Source organism: Pseudomonas sp. TUM25319 (assembly GCF_056388475.1).
The window spans coordinates 1513697-1533677 of the sequence record NZ_CM150751.1 but is presented as its reverse complement, the minus strand read 5'-3'; the positions used below and the strand labels follow the sequence as shown (position 1 = coordinate 1533677).

General features: G+C 63.0%; 20 protein-coding genes. 7 read left to right on the top strand and 13 right to left on the bottom strand.

The window, feature by feature from the left end:
* Positions 1–10: 10 nt before the first annotated feature.
* From AC05QJ_RS07065 to AC05QJ_RS07045, 5 genes are all read left to right on the top strand, one after another.
* Positions 11–631: a DUF3313 family protein gene (locus AC05QJ_RS07065; RefSeq protein WP_000837791.1), complete on the top strand. Its 621-nt coding sequence runs from the start codon at positions 11–13 to the stop codon at positions 629–631.
* Positions 628–1785, top strand: coding sequence for an MlaE family ABC transporter permease (locus AC05QJ_RS07060; protein WP_000063629.1), 1158 nt, complete (start codon positions 628–630; stop codon positions 1783–1785). Before AC05QJ_RS07065 ends, AC05QJ_RS07060 begins: the two co-directional genes overlap by 4 nt.
* Positions 1786–1790: 5 nt before the next feature.
* Positions 1791–2603 carry an ABC transporter ATP-binding protein gene (locus AC05QJ_RS07055; protein ID WP_024944155.1) on the top strand — a complete coding sequence of 271 codons (813 nt, stop codon included), beginning with the start codon at positions 1791–1793 and terminating at the stop codon, positions 2601–2603.
* 91 nt (positions 2604–2694) lie between these two features.
* Positions 2695–3624: an MlaD family protein gene (locus tag AC05QJ_RS07050; RefSeq protein ID WP_000433686.1), complete on the top strand. Its 930-nt coding sequence runs from the start codon at positions 2695–2697 to the stop codon at positions 3622–3624.
* 92 nt (positions 3625–3716) lie between these two features.
* On the top strand, positions 3717–4316 hold the full coding sequence (locus AC05QJ_RS07045) for an ABC-type transport auxiliary lipoprotein family protein (RefSeq protein WP_003124411.1): 600 nt from the start codon (positions 3717–3719) through the stop codon (positions 4314–4316).
* Positions 4317–4382: 66 nt separating this feature from the next.
* On the opposite strand, the gene AC05QJ_RS07040 is transcribed toward AC05QJ_RS07045, so the two are convergent.
* From AC05QJ_RS07040 to AC05QJ_RS07000, 9 genes are all read right to left on the bottom strand, one after another.
* Positions 4383–6386 (bottom strand): relaxase/mobilization nuclease domain-containing protein, encoded by a 2004-nt coding sequence (locus tag AC05QJ_RS07040; protein ID WP_000132148.1) that lies wholly within the window; start codon positions 6384–6386, stop codon positions 4383–4385.
* Between the two features lie 448 nt (positions 6387–6834).
* A complete protein-coding gene (locus AC05QJ_RS07035) occupies positions 6835–7422 on the bottom strand; it encodes a S26 family signal peptidase (protein ID WP_003092304.1) in 588 nt (195 codons plus the stop codon).
* Positions 7419–7976, bottom strand: a complete 558-nt coding sequence (locus AC05QJ_RS07030; protein WP_023093372.1) for a DUF2840 domain-containing protein — start codon at positions 7974–7976, stop codon at positions 7419–7421. The genes AC05QJ_RS07035 and AC05QJ_RS07030 overlap by 4 nt, the downstream gene beginning before the upstream one ends.
* Positions 7973–8236, bottom strand: a complete 264-nt coding sequence (locus AC05QJ_RS07025; RefSeq protein ID WP_000147048.1) for a hypothetical protein — start codon at positions 8234–8236, stop codon at positions 7973–7975. Before AC05QJ_RS07025 ends, AC05QJ_RS07030 begins: the two co-directional genes overlap by 4 nt.
* Positions 8233–8871: a ParA family partition ATPase gene (gene parA, locus AC05QJ_RS07020; protein ID WP_003092312.1), complete on the bottom strand. Its 639-nt coding sequence runs from the start codon at positions 8869–8871 to the stop codon at positions 8233–8235. Before parA ends, AC05QJ_RS07025 begins: the two co-directional genes overlap by 4 nt.
* Positions 8872–9112: 241 nt before the next feature.
* Entirely contained in the window at positions 9113–9958 is an 846-nt protein-coding gene (locus AC05QJ_RS07015; protein WP_022652188.1) for a replication initiator protein A, read from the bottom strand.
* A gap of 26 nt (positions 9959–9984) precedes the next feature.
* Positions 9985–10269, bottom strand: coding sequence for a helix-turn-helix transcriptional regulator (locus AC05QJ_RS07010; protein ID WP_001247107.1), 285 nt, complete (start codon positions 10267–10269; stop codon positions 9985–9987).
* A 111-nt stretch (positions 10270–10380) separates the two neighbouring features.
* Positions 10381–11151, bottom strand: coding sequence for a DUF2285 domain-containing protein (locus AC05QJ_RS07005; RefSeq protein WP_003092318.1), 771 nt, complete (start codon positions 11149–11151; stop codon positions 10381–10383).
* Between the two features lie 342 nt (positions 11152–11493).
* Positions 11494–11841: a DUF2958 domain-containing protein gene (locus AC05QJ_RS07000; RefSeq protein ID WP_016487838.1), complete on the bottom strand. Its 348-nt coding sequence runs from the start codon at positions 11839–11841 to the stop codon at positions 11494–11496.
* Between the two features lie 287 nt (positions 11842–12128).
* Between AC05QJ_RS07000 and AC05QJ_RS06995 the strand changes: the two genes are divergently transcribed.
* Positions 12129–12422, top strand: coding sequence for a helix-turn-helix domain-containing protein (locus AC05QJ_RS06995; protein WP_006379425.1), 294 nt, complete (start codon positions 12129–12131; stop codon positions 12420–12422).
* Positions 12423–12734: 312 nt separating this feature from the next.
* Here AC05QJ_RS06995 and AC05QJ_RS06990 read toward each other — a convergent pair whose 3' ends face one another.
* The 4 genes from AC05QJ_RS06990 to AC05QJ_RS06975 all read right to left on the bottom strand — a co-directional run bounded on the left by AC05QJ_RS06990 (position 12735) and on the right by AC05QJ_RS06975 (position 17073).
* On the bottom strand, positions 12735–13049 hold the full coding sequence (locus AC05QJ_RS06990; protein ID WP_001273857.1) for a DUF736 domain-containing protein: 315 nt from the start codon (positions 13047–13049) through the stop codon (positions 12735–12737).
* Positions 13050–13824: 775 nt separating this feature from the next.
* A complete protein-coding gene (locus AC05QJ_RS06985) occupies positions 13825–14034 on the bottom strand; it encodes a hypothetical protein (protein ID WP_022580212.1) in 210 nt (69 codons plus the stop codon).
* Positions 14035–14095: 61 nt separating this feature from the next.
* Positions 14096–16165, bottom strand: a complete 2070-nt coding sequence (locus AC05QJ_RS06980; protein WP_000994919.1) for a ParB/RepB/Spo0J family partition protein — start codon at positions 16163–16165, stop codon at positions 14096–14098.
* A gap of 80 nt (positions 16166–16245) precedes the next feature.
* On the bottom strand, positions 16246–17073 hold the full coding sequence (locus AC05QJ_RS06975; RefSeq protein ID WP_003092327.1) for a DUF932 domain-containing protein: 828 nt from the start codon (positions 17071–17073) through the stop codon (positions 16246–16248).
* Positions 17074–17465: 392 nt separating this feature from the next.
* Between AC05QJ_RS06975 and AC05QJ_RS06970 the strand changes: the two genes are divergently transcribed.
* The gene (locus AC05QJ_RS06970) at positions 17466–19922 is read left to right on the top strand and encodes an ATP-binding protein (protein WP_001223964.1); all 2457 of its coding nucleotides are present in this window, start codon (positions 17466–17468) and stop codon (positions 19920–19922) included.
* Positions 19923–19981 lie beyond the last annotated feature (59 nt).

Here is a 19981-nt window from a genome sequence, read left to right as displayed (position 1 = left end):
GAGACCCATTATGAAGAGCAAAACTGCATTGATCCGCGGCGGCATCTTTTTTTGCGTAGCAGGCGCGCTCTCTGGATGCGCGACCAACAGCATGACGCGCTCCGGATTTCTCGGCGACTACGAGAAGTTATCGCCGACACGATACGAGAACGTACTGATGTACCGCGCAGCGGGATTCGAGCCCAAGCGTTATGCCGCTGTCGTGGTGGAAGAAGCGCAGATCAAGACCGCCTCGGGTCGCATCGATGGGCTCGATGACGCGCAGCAGCGCGAAGTGCTAGACCATGTGACGAGCGAACTGAAACGCCAGGAAGGCAAAAGTCCCGCCCCCCCAGGTGGCGCGGGACAGGTTCGGGTGCGTGTAGCGGTCACCGAACTGCAGACACCGAATCGGGCAGTCAATGCAATGACGACCCTGCTGGTTGGACCCGTGACGACGGGTGGTGCCAGCCTAGAGTTCGAAGCAGTCGATTTAAGGACGGGACGCCGGGTTGCTGCCGCCAGTTGCTTCGAGCGCGGCAACGTCATTAAAGAGTTCGCCGGTTCGTACACATTGCTGGGTCATGCCAAAGCGGCGATCACGAACTGCATCGAGCGCATCGACAGCGCTTGGCGGGACACGCAGCCATGAGCAACGCTTCACAGGCTTGGCTCCGGCAGGATGCCATGGTCGGCGGTGATCACAAATGGCTGGCGGGTGGCGACTGGACGATAGAGCACTACGCCAGTCTGGCAAAATCCGTGTCCGCCGCCCGCATCAGTCATGCCGAGGGGTACGCCACTCCCTTACTCGACTGGACGCAAGTCCAGAGACTGGACACCGCCGGCGCGGCTCTGCTGGTGGAAATTCTCGGGCCAGACTCGATACTCGACCGGCCGGAGGCAGCTCCAAATCTGTCCTCGGATCGCCTCGCCCTAATGAGAGCGCTGGCCGCCGCTGCTACCGATCAGCAGAAGACGGAGAAAGCAGCGGTGAGCGGGAATCCTCTGCTCCGCGGTCTGGGACGCATAGGCCTGACCTTGGAACAGGGCTGTCGTGCGTGTCTTGGTCTGGCCGGGTTCGTGGGCCAGATCATCGAAACATGGAGCCGTACCGTTCGTCACCCGCGTCGCTGGCGCGCGACCTCGGTGATCGCTCAAATCCAGCGATCAGCGGTGGACGCCATTCCCATCGTGGCGCTACTGAGCTTCATGGTAGGAATGGTGGTGGCGTTCCTGGGAGCAACGGTGCTGGCCAACTTCGGTGCGAGCATCTTCTCGGTGCATCTGGTCGCCTTCTCGTTCATGCGCGAGTTCGGAGTGCTGCTCCCGGCCATATTGATTGCAGGCCGTACCGCAAGCGCGTACACCGCCCAAATCGGTTCGATGAAGGCAAATGAAGAGATCGATGCGCTTCGCTCCAACGCGCTCGACCCCATCGAGTTACTGGTGCTGCCACGCGTGCTGGCGCTTCTTGTGTCCTTGCCACTGCTCACCTTAGTAGGCATCTTGGCTGGCATTGCGGGCGGCGCCACCGTATGCGCACTGAGCTTGGAAATTCCTCCCGCACAGTTCCTTGCCATCGTGCAGGAAAAAATCGAGGTGCGCCATTTTCTTGTCGGAATGAGCAAGTCCCCGCTCTTCGCGGTGATGATCGCCGCTATCGGCTGCCATGAAGGGTTCAAGGTCGCCGGTAGCGCTGAGTCGGTAGGCGACCACACGACGTCTAGTGTCGTGCAATCAATCTTCATGGTGATCCTGATAGACGCCATCGCTGCACTGTTCTTCATGGAGATGGGCTGGTGAGCGCGGTGAAGCAAGACACCGACAACGGTGTGCGACACGCTATTGAAGTGCGCGGCCTGGACAACAGGTTTGGAACCCAGCAGGTCCATCAGGACCTAGACCTGGACGTGCGGCGCGGGGAAATCCTTGGCGTGGTGGGAGGGTCAGGCACCGGGAAATCCGTGCTCTTGCGTAGCGTCGTCGGGCTGCAGAAGCCGCATTCGGGCGTGGTCCGTATCGGGGGGCGCGACCTACTGCGAGCCCAATGGCTTGCGCGCGCGCGTATGGAGCGAAGGTTCGGCATTCTGTTCCAGAAGGGCGCGTTGTATTCATCGCTGACCGTCTTGGAGAACGTCGCTCTTCCTTTGATCGAGCATGTCGGTCTGGCGCGGCCTCTTGCCGAGCGTTTGGCAAGAAGCAAGCTGGGCTTGGTGGGGTTGCCTGCCGGAGCGGGAGACAAGTATCCGGCCTCGTTGTCCGGAGGCATGGTGAAACGAGCAGCACTGGCGAGAGCCTTGGCGCTTGATGCGAACATCCTGTTTCTTGACGAACCCACCGCAGGACTGGATCCAATCGGGGCTGCATCTTTCGACCAATTGATTCTGACCCTGCGCAATGCACTGGGCCTCACGGTGTTTCTGGTAACCCACGACCTCGATACGCTGTACACCATATGCGACCGTGTCGCGGTCCTGGCGAACCAGAAGGTACTCATCAACGACGGCATCGAGGCAGTCGAGCGCTTCAAGCACCCGTGGATACAGGAATACTTTCACGGCCCCCGTGGCCGTGCGGCCGCACAGGCCACTGGTGCTTCCAGCCAAGAGACGCAGCCATGAAACCCCTCCGCATCTGCATCATTCTTCCGTCGCGCACGCATTGGGCTGGGCGCACGCAATATTTAAACTCTGAGAACGAGGTGGTCTGATCATGGAACCACGTGCCCATCATGTATTCATTGGTCTGTTCGTCGTGCTGCTCGGTGCGATTGGTATTGGCTTCGCGCTTTGGCTCAGCGACACACGTTCCGACCACGATTACCAGTATTACCGGATTATGTTCGATGAGCCAGTGACCGGGCTTACGCCCGGCAGCCAGGTTCAGTACAGCGGAATCACGATTGGCGAAGTCGTTGCACTTTCTCTTTCACCGCGAGACCCAAGGCGGGCGATAGCGCGCGTACGCATCAATGCCACCATCCCGGTCCGGCAGGATACCCGCGCTGAATTGGTCATCACGGGAATTACCGGCAACGCGGTGATCGAGTTGAGCGACGGTGGGCCAAACGTGCCATTGCTGGATCGGAGAGAGGACGAGGAACCGTTGATCCTCGCACCACGTTCGGCGATGGCATCCCTGGTCTCCGGTGAGGGGAACAGCATGACGACACTCAACGGCATCTTGCTGCGCACGCAGGAGTTACTGTCGAAGGAGAATTTGGCTCTTGTGCACCGCAGTCTGGTGAATCTTGAACAGACCACGGGCGCGGTCGCTGACCAGAGGGCCGAGATCGCGACGTTAATCAGCAATCTGACCGAAGCAAGCAGAGAATCGACAGCTGCCGTGCGCCAAGCAAATAGCACTCTTCGCGATGCCAACCTGCTACTAAATAACGATGGTAAGCAAATCATGGTGAACACGCGTGATGCAACGGCATCCCTCGAACGCGCCGCTTTCAGGGTTGAGACGCTACTGCAAAACAATCAGGAATCGCTGAACCAGGGCTTGGCCGCCACAGGTCCTGCCATGCACGAACTCCAGCAGGCGCTGGCCAATCTAAACACCGTGCTGCGCCGACTGGATCGCAATCCGGCGCAATACCTGCTCGGTGGAGAGAACATTGAGGAAACCAAGCCGTGAACACTTCCGCCAGGATGATTCCCGTCGCTGCCGTGACTATGACGCTAGTACTCGGCTTGTCCGCGTGCAGTGTGCTTCCCAAAGCAGCTCCAATGGTCACCTACAAATTGCCCGACTATCACATCGCCCAGGCGGAGAGTACGCCGCGCGCCGTTCCGGGACCCGGGGCGCTGCGCGTCTACGCCCCTGAGAGTAGTCGCGTCCTGGATTCGGAGCGGCTGTTCATTGCGCAGCCCGATGGTCGCTTGTCGGCTTGGCAAGGAGTGCGTTGGGCCGACCCCGCACCGGTGCTGCTGCGTGACCGAATCGTCGAAGCCTTCATGCGCGATGGGCGGTCGACTTCCGTGATTACCGATAGCACCCCAATGAGCGCCGATATGGAGTTGCGCAGTACGCTGCGGGCGTTCCAGCTCGAATACCGCGGCACTGAAGCGATCGCCGCGGTTCGGCTCGATGTGCAACTGGTCGATCCGGCCAAACGGACTGCTATTGCCAGTAGACGCTTCGAAGCAATCCAAGCCACAGGCAGCAAGCGAGAGGCCGATGTGGTGAGCGCGTTCGGTGTCGCCACGGATATATTGGCCGGGCAGATCGTTGAATGGGCAGTTCAGGTCGGGGCAGCGCGTTTGCGAGTTGCACCGGAATTGGCAAGCAACCATGCACCCACAGCGTCGTCGATAAGCACAGACTAGTCGTCTTAACGGAGCACAGAAGCTAGGGCCAAAACGCTGCTCGACACCTTAACTCGGTACGACAGCCTACGGCCCCGATCCAATCCCAGGACCTCTTTGCCGTCCAACCTCCCATGACACACCGCCGCCGCGTACAGTCGCGGCGATCTGCTGCCCCAGTCGTGGCTCGATTATCGGCCGCCAAGGCACCAGACTGAATCCCATGCCGTCATCGAGCAGCGCATAGCGACCGCTGGCGAGCATGACCGAGCGCCGGTAGATGCCGGCTACGCGCTGCCCGTCTGTGACGTGCCGATGCTCCAATCCGCTATCGGCGGCAATGTGCTGGGCGGCCTGCGCCAGCTCCCGATTGCGCAGCGTTTCCAGCAGATTCCGGGAGAGAATCAGCCGCTGCCCGCGCCGCTGGGCCAGCCCCTGTTCTTCGAGGAAGTCGGCGCGCTGCTGCAAGGCTTGCCTAGCATCGCCGCCAAAGCCCAGGTCGCCCAGTCCCTTGCCGCCGCCGATCAACTGCTGATCCAGCCAGGTCGCGCCGATGACGCGGGCCTGCCGTTCAATCGGCAGATGCGATTTCAGTTCGACCGCCACGCCGCCCAGCCGCTGCGCGTCGTACTGGCGGCCACGCTCGGCCAAGTCGTCCGGCACCTTCCATAACCCCTCGGCCACGCGCTCCACGATGCCGGCCCGCCGTAGGGCTTCCAGCCGGCGGATATGGGCCGCCACAGCCTCTTGCGGGTCGCGGCCGGGCTTGGCTCGGCCTTGCTCGATCGCCAGGTGGTGATCGGTGCGGTACAGGCCATTGCTCGCCAGCGTGGCGATGTTCTTGTCGGCCGCCCGCACCTCGGCGGAACCGCGTACCTCCACCACCGCGCCGATGGGATAGTTCGCCAGCTCGTCGCGGGCGTCCAACGCGACGTAGTGGGCTTTGCCGTCCAACCCGTCGATGACCAGATAGCCGCGGTCGTGCAGCTCGTCGGCCAGACCCTTAGCAGCCACGCGACCGACGATAGTGCGGCCGTCGTCGCCCGGCTCGAACACCGCCAGCTCGCGAGGCTTGCCGCTCATGGCCCGCTGCATCGTTCGGATGATGTCGCCACGCTCGCCCAGGGCACGCAAGGTCTTCTCCGCGTCCGCATGGACGGCCCAGGTGCCGGGCTGCACCTCGTCGGCCAGGCCCAGGCGCTGCAAGTGTTGCAGGCGGCCGATCAGCAGCAGGCGCTGGCGTTGCAGCCGGGGTTCGTTGAAGCGTTCGATCTGCACCCGGCCATCCTCGCCGGCCTCGCGCTGCAACGTGCGGTCGAGGCTCGTCCACCGCTCTTGCTCCACCTCGCGCTGCAAGGTCTGCTGGATCTCCAGTTCGGTGCGCGGCCCCAGCCATTCCGTCGCCAGCTCGGCGGCGCGATGGCGGAAGCCGTGGGCGATGTAGTCGCCCGCGATGATGAGGTCTTTGCCGGTATCGTCGCGTCCGCGCACGATCAGGTGCGTGTGCGGGTTGTCGGTGTTCCAGTGATCGACCGCCACCCAATCCAGCCGCGTCCCCAGGTCGGCCTCCATCCGGTTCATCAGGTGCCGGGTGTAGGTGCGCAGGTCGTCCAGCTCCGCACTGTCTTCAGGTGAGACGATGAAGCGGAAATGATGTCGGTCGTCCTGGCAGCGTTCCTTGAAGGCATCGAGGTCGGCTTCGTCGGTCTGCGGCCCGTAGGCACGGCCCGGCTCGCCGTTCCGGCCGGCACCGTCGCGCTCGATGTAGCGCAGGTGCTTGGCGAGCGACTGCGGACTGGCGTTGCGCTGGTTGACCAGCAGCGTCTTGATGGTCACGCGCCGTGACATAGGGGTCAGCTTTGCGCCTGCGAAGCGCGCCGCCGTATGGCCGCGTCCAAGCCGTGAGCCGGGCCGCTGGCCGGCGTGCTGGCCGCTCCCGCCAGCGGTAGGACGGCGCACCGCCGACTTGCCGCCGCTGGCCTTGCCAGCCTGCTTGAGCACCTTGGAAACGAAGCTCTGGCCCTGGCCTTTGCCTCGGTTCTTCGGCGCGCCAGGGCGCACCCAGAAATCATGGTCGCCGCGGTCGGTCATGGCTGTGCTCCCTGCAAGCTCCGGCGTGTCCGAGCGTGCGAAGCACGCGGACATGCCTGCATCGGCGCGTGCCTCGCGCCCCACGCGGCACGGCGGCGAAGCCGCGCCGTGCCGCGCCACCCCCACGTGCAGACTGGCTTTGCGGGCGGCAGAGTGCCGAACCCTTTTGTCTTGCCTTCCGCCTTTGCCCCTCGCTCCCGCTCCGGGCATCGGCGGCCCGGCGGCGCTGCTGCACGAGCAGCCAGCCCGCCGGCGAACACGCCAATGGCCGCAGGCCAGGCGCGTTCGAGGCAAGACGCCTGCACGTTGGGCGGCTGCGCCGAAGGCAGCGCGAAGTGCGGTGCGAATGCACCCGCACTGCACGCGCGACGACACGGCGACGAACAGTAGAACGACATGCCCGATGGCACGATGAGAGGCGCGGCAAAGTGCAGCGAATCGGCGGCCATCATGGACGTGTCTCCAGCCAGATCGGATGCGCAACGCCGATCACGGCGAACGCGCTGACCGGCCCGAAATAGCGGCTGTCGAACGACGCCGGGTTGGTCGCGCTCAACAGGAACAGTTCGCCCGGTTGGAGACGGCGGCAAAGCTGCAAGGATGGCAGCGGCCGGCCCAGCCGGTCGGCAGGCAGGGCGGCGGCCACCGGCACGCCGTCGATGCGAACCTGGCCGGCGACGATGCAAACGTGTTGTGGCGCGACTGCGCCCACACGTTTGAGCAGCGGAACGCGGGTCGGCAGGTAGCCGCGCTGCGCAGCCAGCATGGCGGCCCTGTCGGGCAGCGGCATCAGCACGATGCTGTCCACGGACAGCGGACGTGGCCGCGAGGCGGTGCGCGGGTCGAACGGTTCGATGCGATACCAACCGACCGCCACGCTGTCGGACGGGTTGTAGGCCATTCGCGGCAGGGGCTGCACGAACGCCGCCCAGGCCAGCGCAGCGAGGCCGACGGTGGCGAAGCCTGCCAGCACGAGGCGAGCGCGCAGGCGCGAGCGAGGATGCGGCACGGGGCCGGTCGTGGAAATCGTGGTCATGGCAATGCCCTCCCGGCCAGCCAGGCGGCGTGCCGTTCTGCGGTGTATGTGGGTAGCGCCGAGCGCGCTGCGAGCCGGTTCGCGAGCGTGCGCCAGTACGCGGGCGATGTGTCTGCGGCTGCGATGCCCAGCGCCTCGATGCCGTCGATGCGTTCCAGCACGGCGCGCACGTTGGCATCGCCTTCGGCGTGCAGCAGCAGACGCGCGCCCGGCTGCACGCCGGGGATGCGCTGCACGGCGTCCAGCGGCGTGGCGGTCTGCATCACCATGAGCTGCCAGCGGATCGTGCCGTAGTCGTTGGCCTGCCAACGGATGCGGCACAGAACCGCGTTCGGCAGGAACACGGCGCAGCGCCGCCAGCGGTCGAGCTGGAGCGTGCGCGCCGGTTCGCCGAAGCGCAGGTAGAGCTTGAAGCGCGGTTCGATGTAGGCCAGCGCCACGCGCGTCAGCGGCACGTTGCCGGCCTGGCCGGCGAGTGTCGAAGGCGCCGGCGGCGGCGCAGCCGTGGGCGCACTTGCTTTGGGGGTGTGGGCGGTCGAAGCGGATGCGTTCACGGCGTGCCCTCCGGGGGAAACTCCCGCTCCAGCAGGTCGCGCAGCAGTTCGGCTACGGTCACGCCTCGCGTGAAGGCCGACACCTTGATGCGCGCCCGCATGGCGGGCGTGATGTCGAGCGTCAGTCGAGCGGTGTAGAGGTCGCCTTTCTGCACGGCATCTGCGTCGCCCTGGCGAATCCACGCTTCGGCGTGCGGATTCGCTGGGGGACGCGCACCGATGCCGACGCGCTTGCTGCGTGGTGGTGGCTTCCCAGTCATGTCGGCCACCGCAGCAGTTCGTCGGTGAGCGCGGCGATCTCGCGGGCAGCGGCGCTGTCGGGCGCGGTTTCGCGGGCGAGCCGGCCAGCGGCTACGCTGTCGGCAAAGACGATGCGCTGGTGGATCTCCGAGCGCAGCGCGGGCAGCGGCTGTTCGGCCAGCGATTGCCGTGCCTCCCTGCCGATGATGGTGGTGCTGACGCGCCGGTTGATGACGAAGGCCGCGCGCAGCGCTGGCCGGAACACCTGTGCTTCGCGGATCAGTGCGACCATCTCGGCAGAAGCCCATACGTCGTAGGGGCTGGGCTGCACGGGGATCAGCACGCGCTCGGCCGCCAGCAGCGCGGAACGCGCGAGGGCGGCGATGCGCGGCGGGCCGTCGATGATGATGTGATCGGCCCGCCTGGCGAGTTCTGGCGCTTCCTGATGCAGCGTTTCGCGGGCAAGGCCCACGGCGCTGAACAGACGGGGCAGGCCCTGCTGGCTACGCCGCTGCGTCCAGTCGAGCGATGACCCCTGCGGGTCGGCATCCAGCAGGATGACATGCAGGCCGCGCATCGCCAGTTCGCCGGCGATGTGCGTGGCGAGCGTGGTCTTGCCGACGCCGCCTTTCTGGTTGAGAAACGCGAAGATCATGGCGCGGCCCTCCGAGCTGGAAAGCCGGCCTGGCCGTGCCGTTTCGTGGTTGTCCACCGAAACGGCGCGCTTCTACTAAAAGTTATGTATTTCTTGTTAGGTAAGTTAGAGGGAACGCAAACCCGCGCCGTTGTTGGCTTTCCGGCGTTTTCGTACTCCTGATAGCACGAGGGTCGTACTCCTGATAGCACGATACCCGGTACTCCTGATAGCACGAGGCCGTCCACAGGTTCTCCCGCAGTTATCCCCGTGCCGCGTGCGGCACGGGCCGGAAGGTCAGCAGCTCGGTGTTGTCGTCCGGCATCCGCTCGATGCCGAGGACGTAGCCGGGCAACGACTGCCGCGCCACCAGGGCGCGCACGTCGTAGGCGAAGTCCGAGAAGCGGGCCGCGCTGCCGGATTTGCGGTACAGGTGTCGGAAGTCGAATTGCCAGCCGTGCTCCTGCCGCCCGCCATGCTTGCGCACCAGGCGGTACAGCCAGCGTTCGATACCGCCCTTCAAGCGGAAATAGGCCGGGTCGATGGTCAGCACCAGGGCGGCGTCGAGCACGCCGGCATAGAACCAGTCCGGCAAGATCAGCTCGATGCCCAGCGGGGTGCCGCTGGCGTCGGCGAGTTCCTTCCACTCGTTGATCCACGAGAAGCGATGCAAGCGCCTTCCCGTGGTTTCGCGGATGGACGTGGCCACCGTGGTCGATTGCAGCCGGTCGAGGGCGGCCTTCAGGCGCTGGTAGTCGTTGAGGGACGTGCCGCGCCCGATGAAGCGCAAAATCTCGTAAGGCGTGGCGCGTATCCAGCGCGACGGGCGCAGGCCCGCGTCGCGCGCCTCCACGATCTGCGAGGCGGCCCATATCAGCACGTCGGCATCCCATATCGTTGCGATGCCGTGCTCCTGCGTGCCTTCCACGCGAATGGTGACGTTCCCGCTGCGGAAGTCGATCGGCGCCGTGCGCCGCGACTTGGCAAGCGAGAAGAACGGAAAGGCCATCAAGTCCTGGGAATCGCGTGGCGCCATGTCGCCCGGCAGCGCGCGGAACAGATCGAGCTGTTCGCGCTGCGGCAAGGCTTGCCCTGGCGGGCTGGACATGGCGAAGGCCACCCACGCGCCGACGATCAGCGGCCATCACGGTAGTCGCCCGCGTGGCGCTCGGCGTATTCGGGATCGGACGTGGCCTCGTAGCTGCGCTGGTCGGCCCAGGCATCGAGGTCGGACACCGCGTACATGACGCGGCGGCCGAACTTGCGGAACTTGGGGCCGCCGCCGATCACCCGCTGCTTCTCCAGCGTGCGCGGCGACAGCCGCAGGTAGTCGGCGGCTTCGTCGTTTGTCAGGTAGCGTTGAGGCTGCGAGGTCGCAGTGACGGCAGCGGCGGCAGGCCGCGAGGGAGCAGGTCGCATGGGATGTACCTCCATCAAGCCCGGCCACACCACGCGGCCGGATAGAGGCACTCTCAAGAAAGCAAGGCTTCTTGCTAAGGGACGATTCGCACGGGTCGAGAAACGTCCCCCCTAATGCGACGGGAACATTGGAAGCTGCGCTAGTCGGCGGTAGCCGCCGTGCATCAGCTCATCGCCGCGGCGTACCAGCCGCCGTACGCGGGCACGCAATGCACTGTCTTTGTGCCAGTCGGCCGCGACGGCATCCGCGCCGAACAGACCTTCGCCCACCTCGCGCAAGGAGGCTCCCGCGAGGGTCGCGTCGAGCGCTTGCAAGGTATGCAGTTCCAGCAGCGCGGCGGGCGTGGGGCGGGAGCGGGCTGTTGCCACAGGCGTGGCCACGGTTGCGGCAGATAGCGCATCCAGCTTCGCAGCGAGCGTGCGGTAGCGCGCACAGGGCGTGGCGCAGGCGCGTGTGGCGTAGAGATAGGCCGAACCATCTTCCAGGTCGGGTGCGAGTGCCAGCCGAACGCAGCAGCCTGGCCAATGCGATACGAGCACCAGGCGCTTGCCGTCGTGGGTCAGTTGCTTGCGCCCAGGAATGCGCCAGAACTCGAAGGTATGCGCATCGGGTGGTGGGTCGGCGTCGGGGTATAGCTGCACCACGGCATCGTGATCGGGGAACCAAGCAGGATGTGCGTCGCGCGCATCCAGGCCGGGATCTTCCAGCAGGCGCAGGCCCCAGGCCTGCGCCGCATCAGGCTTGCGACGCCGGCGTAGCCAGTCGCGCCGGTAGCTTGGATTCCTGCGCAAATACTCCCAAGCCAGCGCTGGGCCATCGAGGTGCAGCGTGTAGAGATACGCGGCCGTGGGATACCAGTGTTGGCTGCTGCGGTCAGTCATGGCGAAACCTCCCTGTTTCTGGGAACGTCGCCACAATTCCGCTGTGCGGGAGCTATCGAATCGCCATCAAGTGGTCATCAAACTCGGGTTACGCTTTAACTGCTGGTGTCAAGACAGATTCGCTCCAGTGCATTGCCGAAATCGTCTAAATGCGACGACTGCACCGCCCGGAAATGGGGTGCAGCATTGAACACCGTGCCGAATCTCGCGCCTGGCATCATGACTGTTTTGGTCAGGAGCGCACCACCCTGGTGCAAGCATGCGGATCAAGACTTGCCAGGTCTTGGCTAAGACCGAAATAGTCACAATGCGATACTTTTTGCCTGGTCGCGCTGGAATGCGTCAATCGGTGATCGAACCGTTTTCCTGAGCCAGTCGAACGTATTCCGACAGCGGCCGCGTCGGCTGGAAATACCGATCTCGTATCACGGGCTGCTTGAGCGGCCCGACGATGGACGCCAGATCGGACAGCTTCACCGTCGCCAGGGCAGGCATCCCGATCCCGAGGTCGATCAGGCCGTAGGCCGTATCGCCATCGGTCGGATCGAGCGCGGCCAATAGCCAGGTCGCATGTGCGTCCGGTGTGAACAGGCGCACCACGGGCAGCGGGTCACATTCCTGGCCTGCGGCGCGGGTGAGGCCGTGGGCCAGTAGGTGCACCCGGTCTTCCTCGGTGACAAGCGTGGTCAAGGCCGCGCCCCTTCCACGAACACACGCAATCGCCGAGGCGCATCTGTGCCTGCGGACGGATGCACGTATGCGCAAGCGCACGAAGCCGCAAAAGCGGAGAGGCACGAAGGCGTATTGGTGGAAGTCAGGAAAGACACGGATGCGGTTCCCTGGGTCTGAGGAAATCCGCAGATGCGGATCTCCGTAAAAGCACGGAAAAGGAAAACATCACCACCAAATGAACACTATAGATTGTAGTCCTATAGGGCGCAATGGGCTGTCATCTTGGTTTTTTGGGGAAACCATAGGTGGCAGCGAAGAACTCATTGGCAGCGGCGATTCGGACGGTAAGGAAGGCGCGTGGTTTGAGCCAGGAAGCGTTCTCCAACGTGTCCAGTCGCACCTACATGAGCACGCTGGAGCGCGACCTGAAAAGCCCAACCATCCAGAAGCTGGCCGATCTGTGCGAGGTCATGGAAGTGCATCCGCTCACGCTGCTCACATTGGCTTATGCCGGTGACAGCACCCGCGAAGCTGATGAATTGCTGGCACAGGTGCGCCAGGAACTCAGGGCGATATTGGAAGAGCCCGACACGCCTTAGCGCGTTGGCGTGTGGTACTGAATTGCAGCAAGCGGAGCGCGCAGCGCCGCAGGCGCGAAGGCGTGAGGGATTGAAGCCGGATGGCCGTGACGGCTTGCCGGCACGGGGCGAAGCCCGAAAGCCCGGCGGCGCTTACAGCGCCGACACGCCACACACCGCTCGTTGACACGGATTGCGAGCCACAAGGCACGCATGCAGGCCCGCCGTGACGGGCGTATCCAGCACGCGGCAGCAGCAGAAATCCTGCGCGTGCGGTGCTGCGATCAGCAGCATCGCGCCCCGCCGCAGTGGGCGGGACGCGGTAAGCGGCTGTCAGGCCGCCTTCGGCTTGTTGCGCGACCAGATCAGGTCGTGCGTGCCGTCCTCGTTCTCGATCAGGCGGGCATAGACCGTCGCCGGGAACGAAGGGTCGTCGATGGATACGGACAGGTATTCCCGCCCGGCCTCGCTGGTCTTCTTCCACGCTGCGCCGACTTCGTGGCCAGCCGCTTGCAGGTGGAAGTCGGGGGCGTTCTCGGTGTCGCCCTTGTCGTTGGGAACCAGCTTGACCTTGACGTTGAGCGTCAGGGTGCGAAGCGTGCCGGTGAAGCCGTCTTTCTCTGCGGTGAAGGTGCCGATGTTAGCCATGATGTTTCTCCTTTCGGGTTGAACAAGGTCGCGCCAGTGCGTCCTTGTTGTGATCCGGCCGGCGGGGGATGGGCTGGTCGCACCGCACAGCGGTCGCAACAACGTGGAGAACCTGGAAGCGAAAAGAATTTGTCCCGCGAGGAATGCGCGCAGCGCAGGGGAAATTGTTTTCGCTGCAAGGTTGCGGCCATCAAGCACAAGGCGCAGCCGCGCCACCGCCAGGATTCACAACAAGACAAGGACGCACAGGCCGCCCGCTCCCGAATGGAGACGTGGCCAACTCGGCATCCCCGCGTGACGGCTGCACCGGCTTGCGCCCTGACGCGGGCCAGGTCAATGCCCCGACGACAAGGCCAGAGCGCCCCTGCCGCAGCTCACGGCCACATACTGAGGCGTGGTGTGGAAGCTCCATAGAAGCGAGGCTGGGCGGCGTGTCGGTGAACCGTCTTTCGTGACGTACAGACAACGAACCGCCAGCGTCGGGGACGGCACGCTTTCGTGCAACCTGCCGCAGCAAGCCGGGGCGTAGCCACACCAGCCCCGCCCATTGCGGCGGGGCTCGGTCGAATCGTTGGCGGCGCGATGCGCCGCCACACTTGCTGGCTTCGTGGATTTCGCGCACGAGCGCCCTTGTGCGTGGCCCCATCGCCGCCTGTCCGAAGGCGGCGATGGGGCGTTTTGGCTTTGAGCAGTGAAACCGGGCGCGGCCACCGCCGCGCCCGGAGTTTTCGACCACCGGCCCCAAGGCGGCACGGCTTGGGGCCGGTGCGGCTCGTTATTCCTTGGTTTCGATGATCCACCACACGGCGCGCGGCAAGGCGCGGCCCGTGAGGGGATGCAGATCGGTCAGGTCGGCGCGGGCCGTCCAGCCACGCGGCGGACGGTAGCCGCGCACGTCGCCGTCGCCGTGCCAGCGGCGGGCGCGCACCGTGCCGGAGGCATAGGTCGCAGCTATGCGGGGGCGGTTTGCGGGTTGGTGGGTCATGGCAGGCATCCTCAACATGAAGCGCCCCGGCCGGAACCGGGGCGCTATCTACGGTGCGAAGTCACGCGGCCAAAGCCTCGGCCTGCGGCTGGTCATCCGCCACGGCGGCCACTTCTTCCTGTGCTTCGGCTTCGCCATCCGCCGGCGCGTCCTGCCCGGTCTGCTGCGGGCCTTCGGAGCGGAAGATGGCGGGCATCCAGCCGGTGCCAGCGGCCAGCCGTTCGGCTTCGCTGGCAATGTCGCCCTTCTTCAACTTCGCCAGTCGGGTGACGTGCGAGGGCGCGAACCCGCCAACGGCTTCCAGAATCGCGGCCTTCGGCACATGCCGGAAGTAACCCTCATTGGTGGGCTGCCACCACGCGGCCATATCCAGCCCCACGGCCTGCGCCAGTTCCGCGCCGGGCTGGTGCGGCGTGGCGCGAGGCGTCACCACGTCCACCGTGGAAGCTAAGCACACGGCCAACAGCCGCACCAGTTCATCCTGTGATTTCGCCAGCAGCGCGGCGAACAGTTCGGCGCTGTCCTCCGGCAAGGTTTCGCCTGCCACCTGTTGCAGTTCGCGCAGCGCCACGGCGGCGGGTGATTCCGGCCAGTCCGGGGCCATGCCTTCCAGCCGGTCTTGCACCGTGAGGCGCACACCCAGCGGCAGGTCGTGCCCGTAGTGCCTTTCCTGCAAGACGGTCTGCACCATGCCATGCACCACGGCGGCCAGCGCTGCTTGCGGATGCCGTGCAACTTCGATTTGCAGCGCAGCGGTACGGTGCGCGCTCAACCGCTGCGCCAGTCGGTCAGACATGGCGGCGGTCTTGGGCTGCTCGTCGTCCTCGCCTGCGTCCTCGTTCGCGGCTTCGCCTTCGCTGCCGAAACCCTGCCGCAGCCGCTCCAGCGTGCGCAGTGCCTTGGCCTCCGCTTCGCGCAGCAGCCCGCGATGAATCGCGGCCTGCCCGTCGCGGTCGATGGTGACAATGGCACCGGCTGCGGCCTTCACGTTGGCCGCATAGTCCAGCAAGCCATCTTCCAGCGCCTGCAACTGCTCGCCCAGGCGTTCGCCTTCTTCCTGCAAGGCATCGGCCTTTTCCTCGTCCTCGTCGTCCAGCGCGGCATCCACCGCCTCGGCCAGTTCGTGCAGCTTGGTTTGCAGCTTCTCGATGCGCTGCGCGTCGCGCTTGTTCGGACTGCGGCGTTCCCTTGGCGCACGCTGGAAGGCTTGCAGATCGGCATGGGTCATGCCCGGCGTGGCATCCACCCACGCCCAGCCCTCGGCCTGCACCTTGGCGGCGATACCTGCCAGCTTGTCCTGCGCCAGCCGTTCCAGCAGTGCGGCATCGGTCAGATACACGCCTTTGTCGCCCTCCGCGAACAGGTCGCGGCGGATGCCACCGCCTTCCTGCTCGTAGCCGTCCAGCCCGACAAAGCGCACCAGCGGATGCCGGTAGGCGTCGATTTCGCGTTCGGTCAGGCGGTCGCGCAGGTTGTGCGGGCCGCGCTGCCATGTGGGCGCATCGTAGAACGCGGCTTCCTGCGCAGCATGGTCGTCGGTGATGGCGAGGGCCATCAACTGGTCAAGGCTCACGGCCTCGGCCCGGTAGTCGGCCAGCAGGCGCGGCGACACGTTGGCGAGTTTCAGACGGCGCTGCACCACCAGCGGCGTGACGCTGAAATCCGCTGCAATGTCCTCGATGCTGCGGCCTTCGGCCACGAGCGCGGCGAACGCCTCGAACTGGTCGGCGGGGTGCATGGCTTCGCGCTGCACGTTCTCGGTGAGGCTGGCCGTGCGGGCGGTGCCATCGGCCACCAGCAGGCAAGGCACCTCCCATTCCTTGCTAATGCGGTGCTTTTTCGCCAGCAGCTTCAACGCTGCGAGGCGACGGTCACCGGCCACGACCTCGTAATGCTCGCCATCGGCGGCGGCAATCACGATGAGGTTTTGCAGCAGGCCGACACGCTGGATGCTGGCGGCGAGTTCGGGAATGGACATGCGCGGGGTCTTGCGCACGTTGCGGCCAGTGGGACGCGACACCAGCCGCGACAGCGGAACCAGAATCAGGTTCTTGGTCGGATCAGCGGCTTCCAGCGGGATAGCGGCGGCGGTGTTGATGGCGCGGGCTTCGGTTTGGGTAACGGCGTTCATGGTGATAACTCCTATCGGTTCAGGGATGCAGCAGCGAAGAAAGCGACAAGGGCTGCTGCCTGCCCCTGCCGCGTGGGGATTCAGGCTTTCAACTGGCGCATGCCATCGGCCAGCAGCCAGAGGGCGCGATTTAGTCGGATGTTTTGGTCGATGCCCTGCACCGGGCGGGTTTGCTGTCGGCGCCCGTTGGCGCTGCGGCCACGCAGCCCGCCTTGGGTCAGGTTTTCTTGGGTGCGGTTGAACACGCTCCACAGGTCGGGGCGGCGGTCGTCGAAGCGGCGCGGCATCAGGATTTGCGATTCCGTGATGGGCGCGGGCTTGTCGGGGTCGTCGTACTTGAGGGCGAGCGCGGCGCGGGCGAACACTTCGGATTCGCCATCGTCCAAGGTGATGCCGCGCATGGCATCGCGCGATTCCTTCACCCGATCGAAACCGCTCAAGACTTCGTAAGCCCCCTCAATGACCAGACCGGCCACGTCGCCTTTATGGGGCACTCGCACATCGGCCACGGTGTTGCCGCAGACAAGGCCATTGCTGCACACGAACCGGAACATTCCGGCCAGCATCTGATAGCTGCTGGTGCCGTCGTGCGAGTTCAGCAGCACGATTTCGTTGGCCTCCGCGCCGTTGATCTGGCTGGCATGGCGCAAGCGAATCATGTGTTTGGTGTGCTCGCGCTTGCCTTCGTCGCGCACGCGGGTTTGCGTCACCATGAAAGGCTGGAAGCCTTCTTTGCGAAGCTCGGTCAGCACGGCGGCGGTGGGGATATAGGCGTACCGCTGCGAACGGCTCTCGTGCGGGGCATCCGCGAAGATGGACGGGGCCACGCGGTGAATCTGGTCGTCGGACAGCGGGTAATCGCTGCGCAGCGAGGGGGAGCGGAAAGCGAAACGGGATGCGAGTTGCATGGTCTTTCTCCTGACAAAAGAGGTTTGCTGTTCACACCGCACACCGGATTTCTAGATTCGGAGCCCAGCCTTTCGGCTGTTTGGTGCGGTCGGCACGAGGAACCCGGTTGGCCCTGTTGCCACCGTCTTTCCTGAGTTCATCGCCCGCGCCCAAAGGAGCGCGCGGACGGGGGCCGTCAAGGAGCCAAGCGCAGGGTTGGTGCGGCCCGCAGGCGCAGCCGAGGACACGGCCCTGCGCGCCTTGACGGCACACGGTCGCGGGCTACGGTCGCGGGTAAGGTGATGAAGTCAGGGGAGACGGCTGGACAAGGCAACGGCCATCCCTTTGTGCTGACCGCACGCAAGCGAAGCGCGCAGGCCCGAAGCTGGAAGCCGGGCCGTAGGCGTCAGCGATGCGGAAGGCTGGCGAAGCCAGTCCCGCCAGGGATGAGCGACTAGCGAACCTGGAGCAGCGCGATCCGCGAAGCGGAGACGCAAGAGGACTCTTCGTTTACCATTTGTTTCGCAAGCAAATGATGGGAAAGCAAGAACACGGAGATATAGAGATGATTGTCTGCATCAACCGCCTCAAACAGTTCGGAATCTTCAGCGACTTCAATGGAACGAAGATCCAAAAGTTCGGCCGGTACAACCTGGTCTATGGTTGGAATGGAACAGGCAAGTCAACGTTATCGAATCTATTCTCTTGCTTTGAGCTTCGCTCGATGGTTCCCCGCTTCAGCACGGGCCAATTTTCAGTAGTTCTGGAGGATGGCTCAACGATCACGGAATCCACACTCCACTCATCCCAATTGAATATTCATGTTTTCAATCAACGCTTCGTGCATGAGAACATTGATTGGGACAAATCCGTAAAGAGCATCCTTCTTATTGCGAAAGAGAAGATTGATGACTTGCAGAAGCTGGAGAAGCTGAAGAGCGAGCTTCAGTCGAAAAAGAAGGCTCACGACGACAAGCAAAGCGATATCAAGAAGCAGCGTGAGGCATTAGAGAAGTTCCTGACCAATGCTGCCAAGAAAATGAAGCTTGGACTTCAGGCGATTGATACGAGCGACAGTTATTACTTGAATTACGACCGCCGCAAGCTCTTCAACTTCATACAGAATAACGGCGAGACAATTATCAAGGCGGAGTCGGTTCTTCCAGATGAGAGGGTTATCGACCTTACGAATGCCGCCAAGCCAGATCAGCTTCCAAGCATTGCTTTCGCCTCAACGGCCATTGAGCCGGACTACTTTAAGAAAGCGGCGGGCCGCATCAGAGATTTGATTGGGACTACGGCGGTCAATCAAGCAATCCAGCGGCTGACCGATAACCCGGAAATCCGCGAATGGGTTCAAGCAGGCTTGGAAATCCATAAAAACCACGACTCGCAATCCTGCGAGTTCTGCGGCTCTCCGTTCGCCCAGCTTCGTGCCGAGGCGCTTGCTGCCCACTTCAGCAAGGAGTTCACGGAGTTTCAGAGCCGACTTCAGAACGCGGCGACATGGATTGAATCTCAAGGCGCTCCAGCTAATCAGTTTCCCGCATCGACCGAGTTTTATAAAGAACTATCGGCCGAGGCAGAGAAGCTTCAAAAGGACTACGCAACTGCTGCTGAAAAGATCGACCAGCAAATCGACGCCTGGCGGGAAGCCCTGAAGGCCAAGATCACAGACCCTGGGAAGACAGACATTCAGATCTCGGATGTGGTTGAAGACGATGTCACCAATTTCAATGACATCCTGAAATCGATTGTTGCTCTCGTTGGAAAGCACAACAATAAGACTTCAAATTTCAAATCTGAGACCTCAAAAAGCAAGGTGGCACTGGAGCTTCACTTTGCTGCGGCTGAGGTGCAAGAGTTTGACTATGCTGGAAGTGAGAAGAAGTGCAATGACCTTGAGTCAGAAGCAAAGAACGACCATAAGGAAATTGAAAAAATTAGTCTAGAGGTCGGAGCCATAGAAGCGGCGCTCTCGAATGAAACGGTCGGGGCAAAGGAGTTCAATGACATCCTGCATCGCTTCATTGGCCGCTCTGAGCTTTGCCTGAACTTCAATCAGAAGAAGAAAGGCTATGAGATCATCAGAAACGGGGTTGGTGAGCACGATGGGAATTTGAGCGAAGGTGAGAAAACTGCGATTGCATTTGTCTATTTCATCACGAAGCTCAAAGAAAATGGAAATAACATCAAGGATACGATCGTCGTCGTTGACGATCCGGTCTCAAGCTTTGATTCTAATCACTTGTTTCACGCCTACTCGTTTTTGAGAACGCAATGCACTGAAGCCAAGCAACTTTTTGTGCTGACTCACAACTTCACTTACTTTAAGCTAGTGAGAGACTGGTTCACTGGCACCAATAGGAATCGAGTCAAAAAAGGCAACGCCGAGAATTGCTTCTTTTATCGCCTGGATGCGCCACCTGGCTCCCCTCGTCACTCCCTACTTGTGGATGCCGACGACTCACTCAAGAACTACGGTTCCGAGTACCACTATATCTTCAAGAAGCTCTACGAATATAGGGCGCACACAACACTCAATCGAGATGAGGCGTTCTTGACCGCCAACCTCGCCCGAAAGCTTGTTGAATCGTTTTTCACCTTCAAATATCCAAGGCGTCGAAGCGACATTAGTCAATTGATGGAGGCTGGCCTAAAAGATTGCACCATCACGACACCAGAGCTTAAAGAAAAAATCTACCGCTTTATCAATAAGTATTCACATAGCGACGTTATTGAGATAACAGAGGAATCCGCAGAAAACTTGGCAGGCGAAAGCCACAGCGTCATCGGGAACATCTTCCAGTGGCTGGAAGAGGTGGACAAGAAACATTACGACGAGATGATTCAGGTTGCGACGGCCTGAGCATCAGGCCGCGAGGGCCATAGCTATGCCACCAGGCGCAGCAAAAAGGGGCCGAAGCC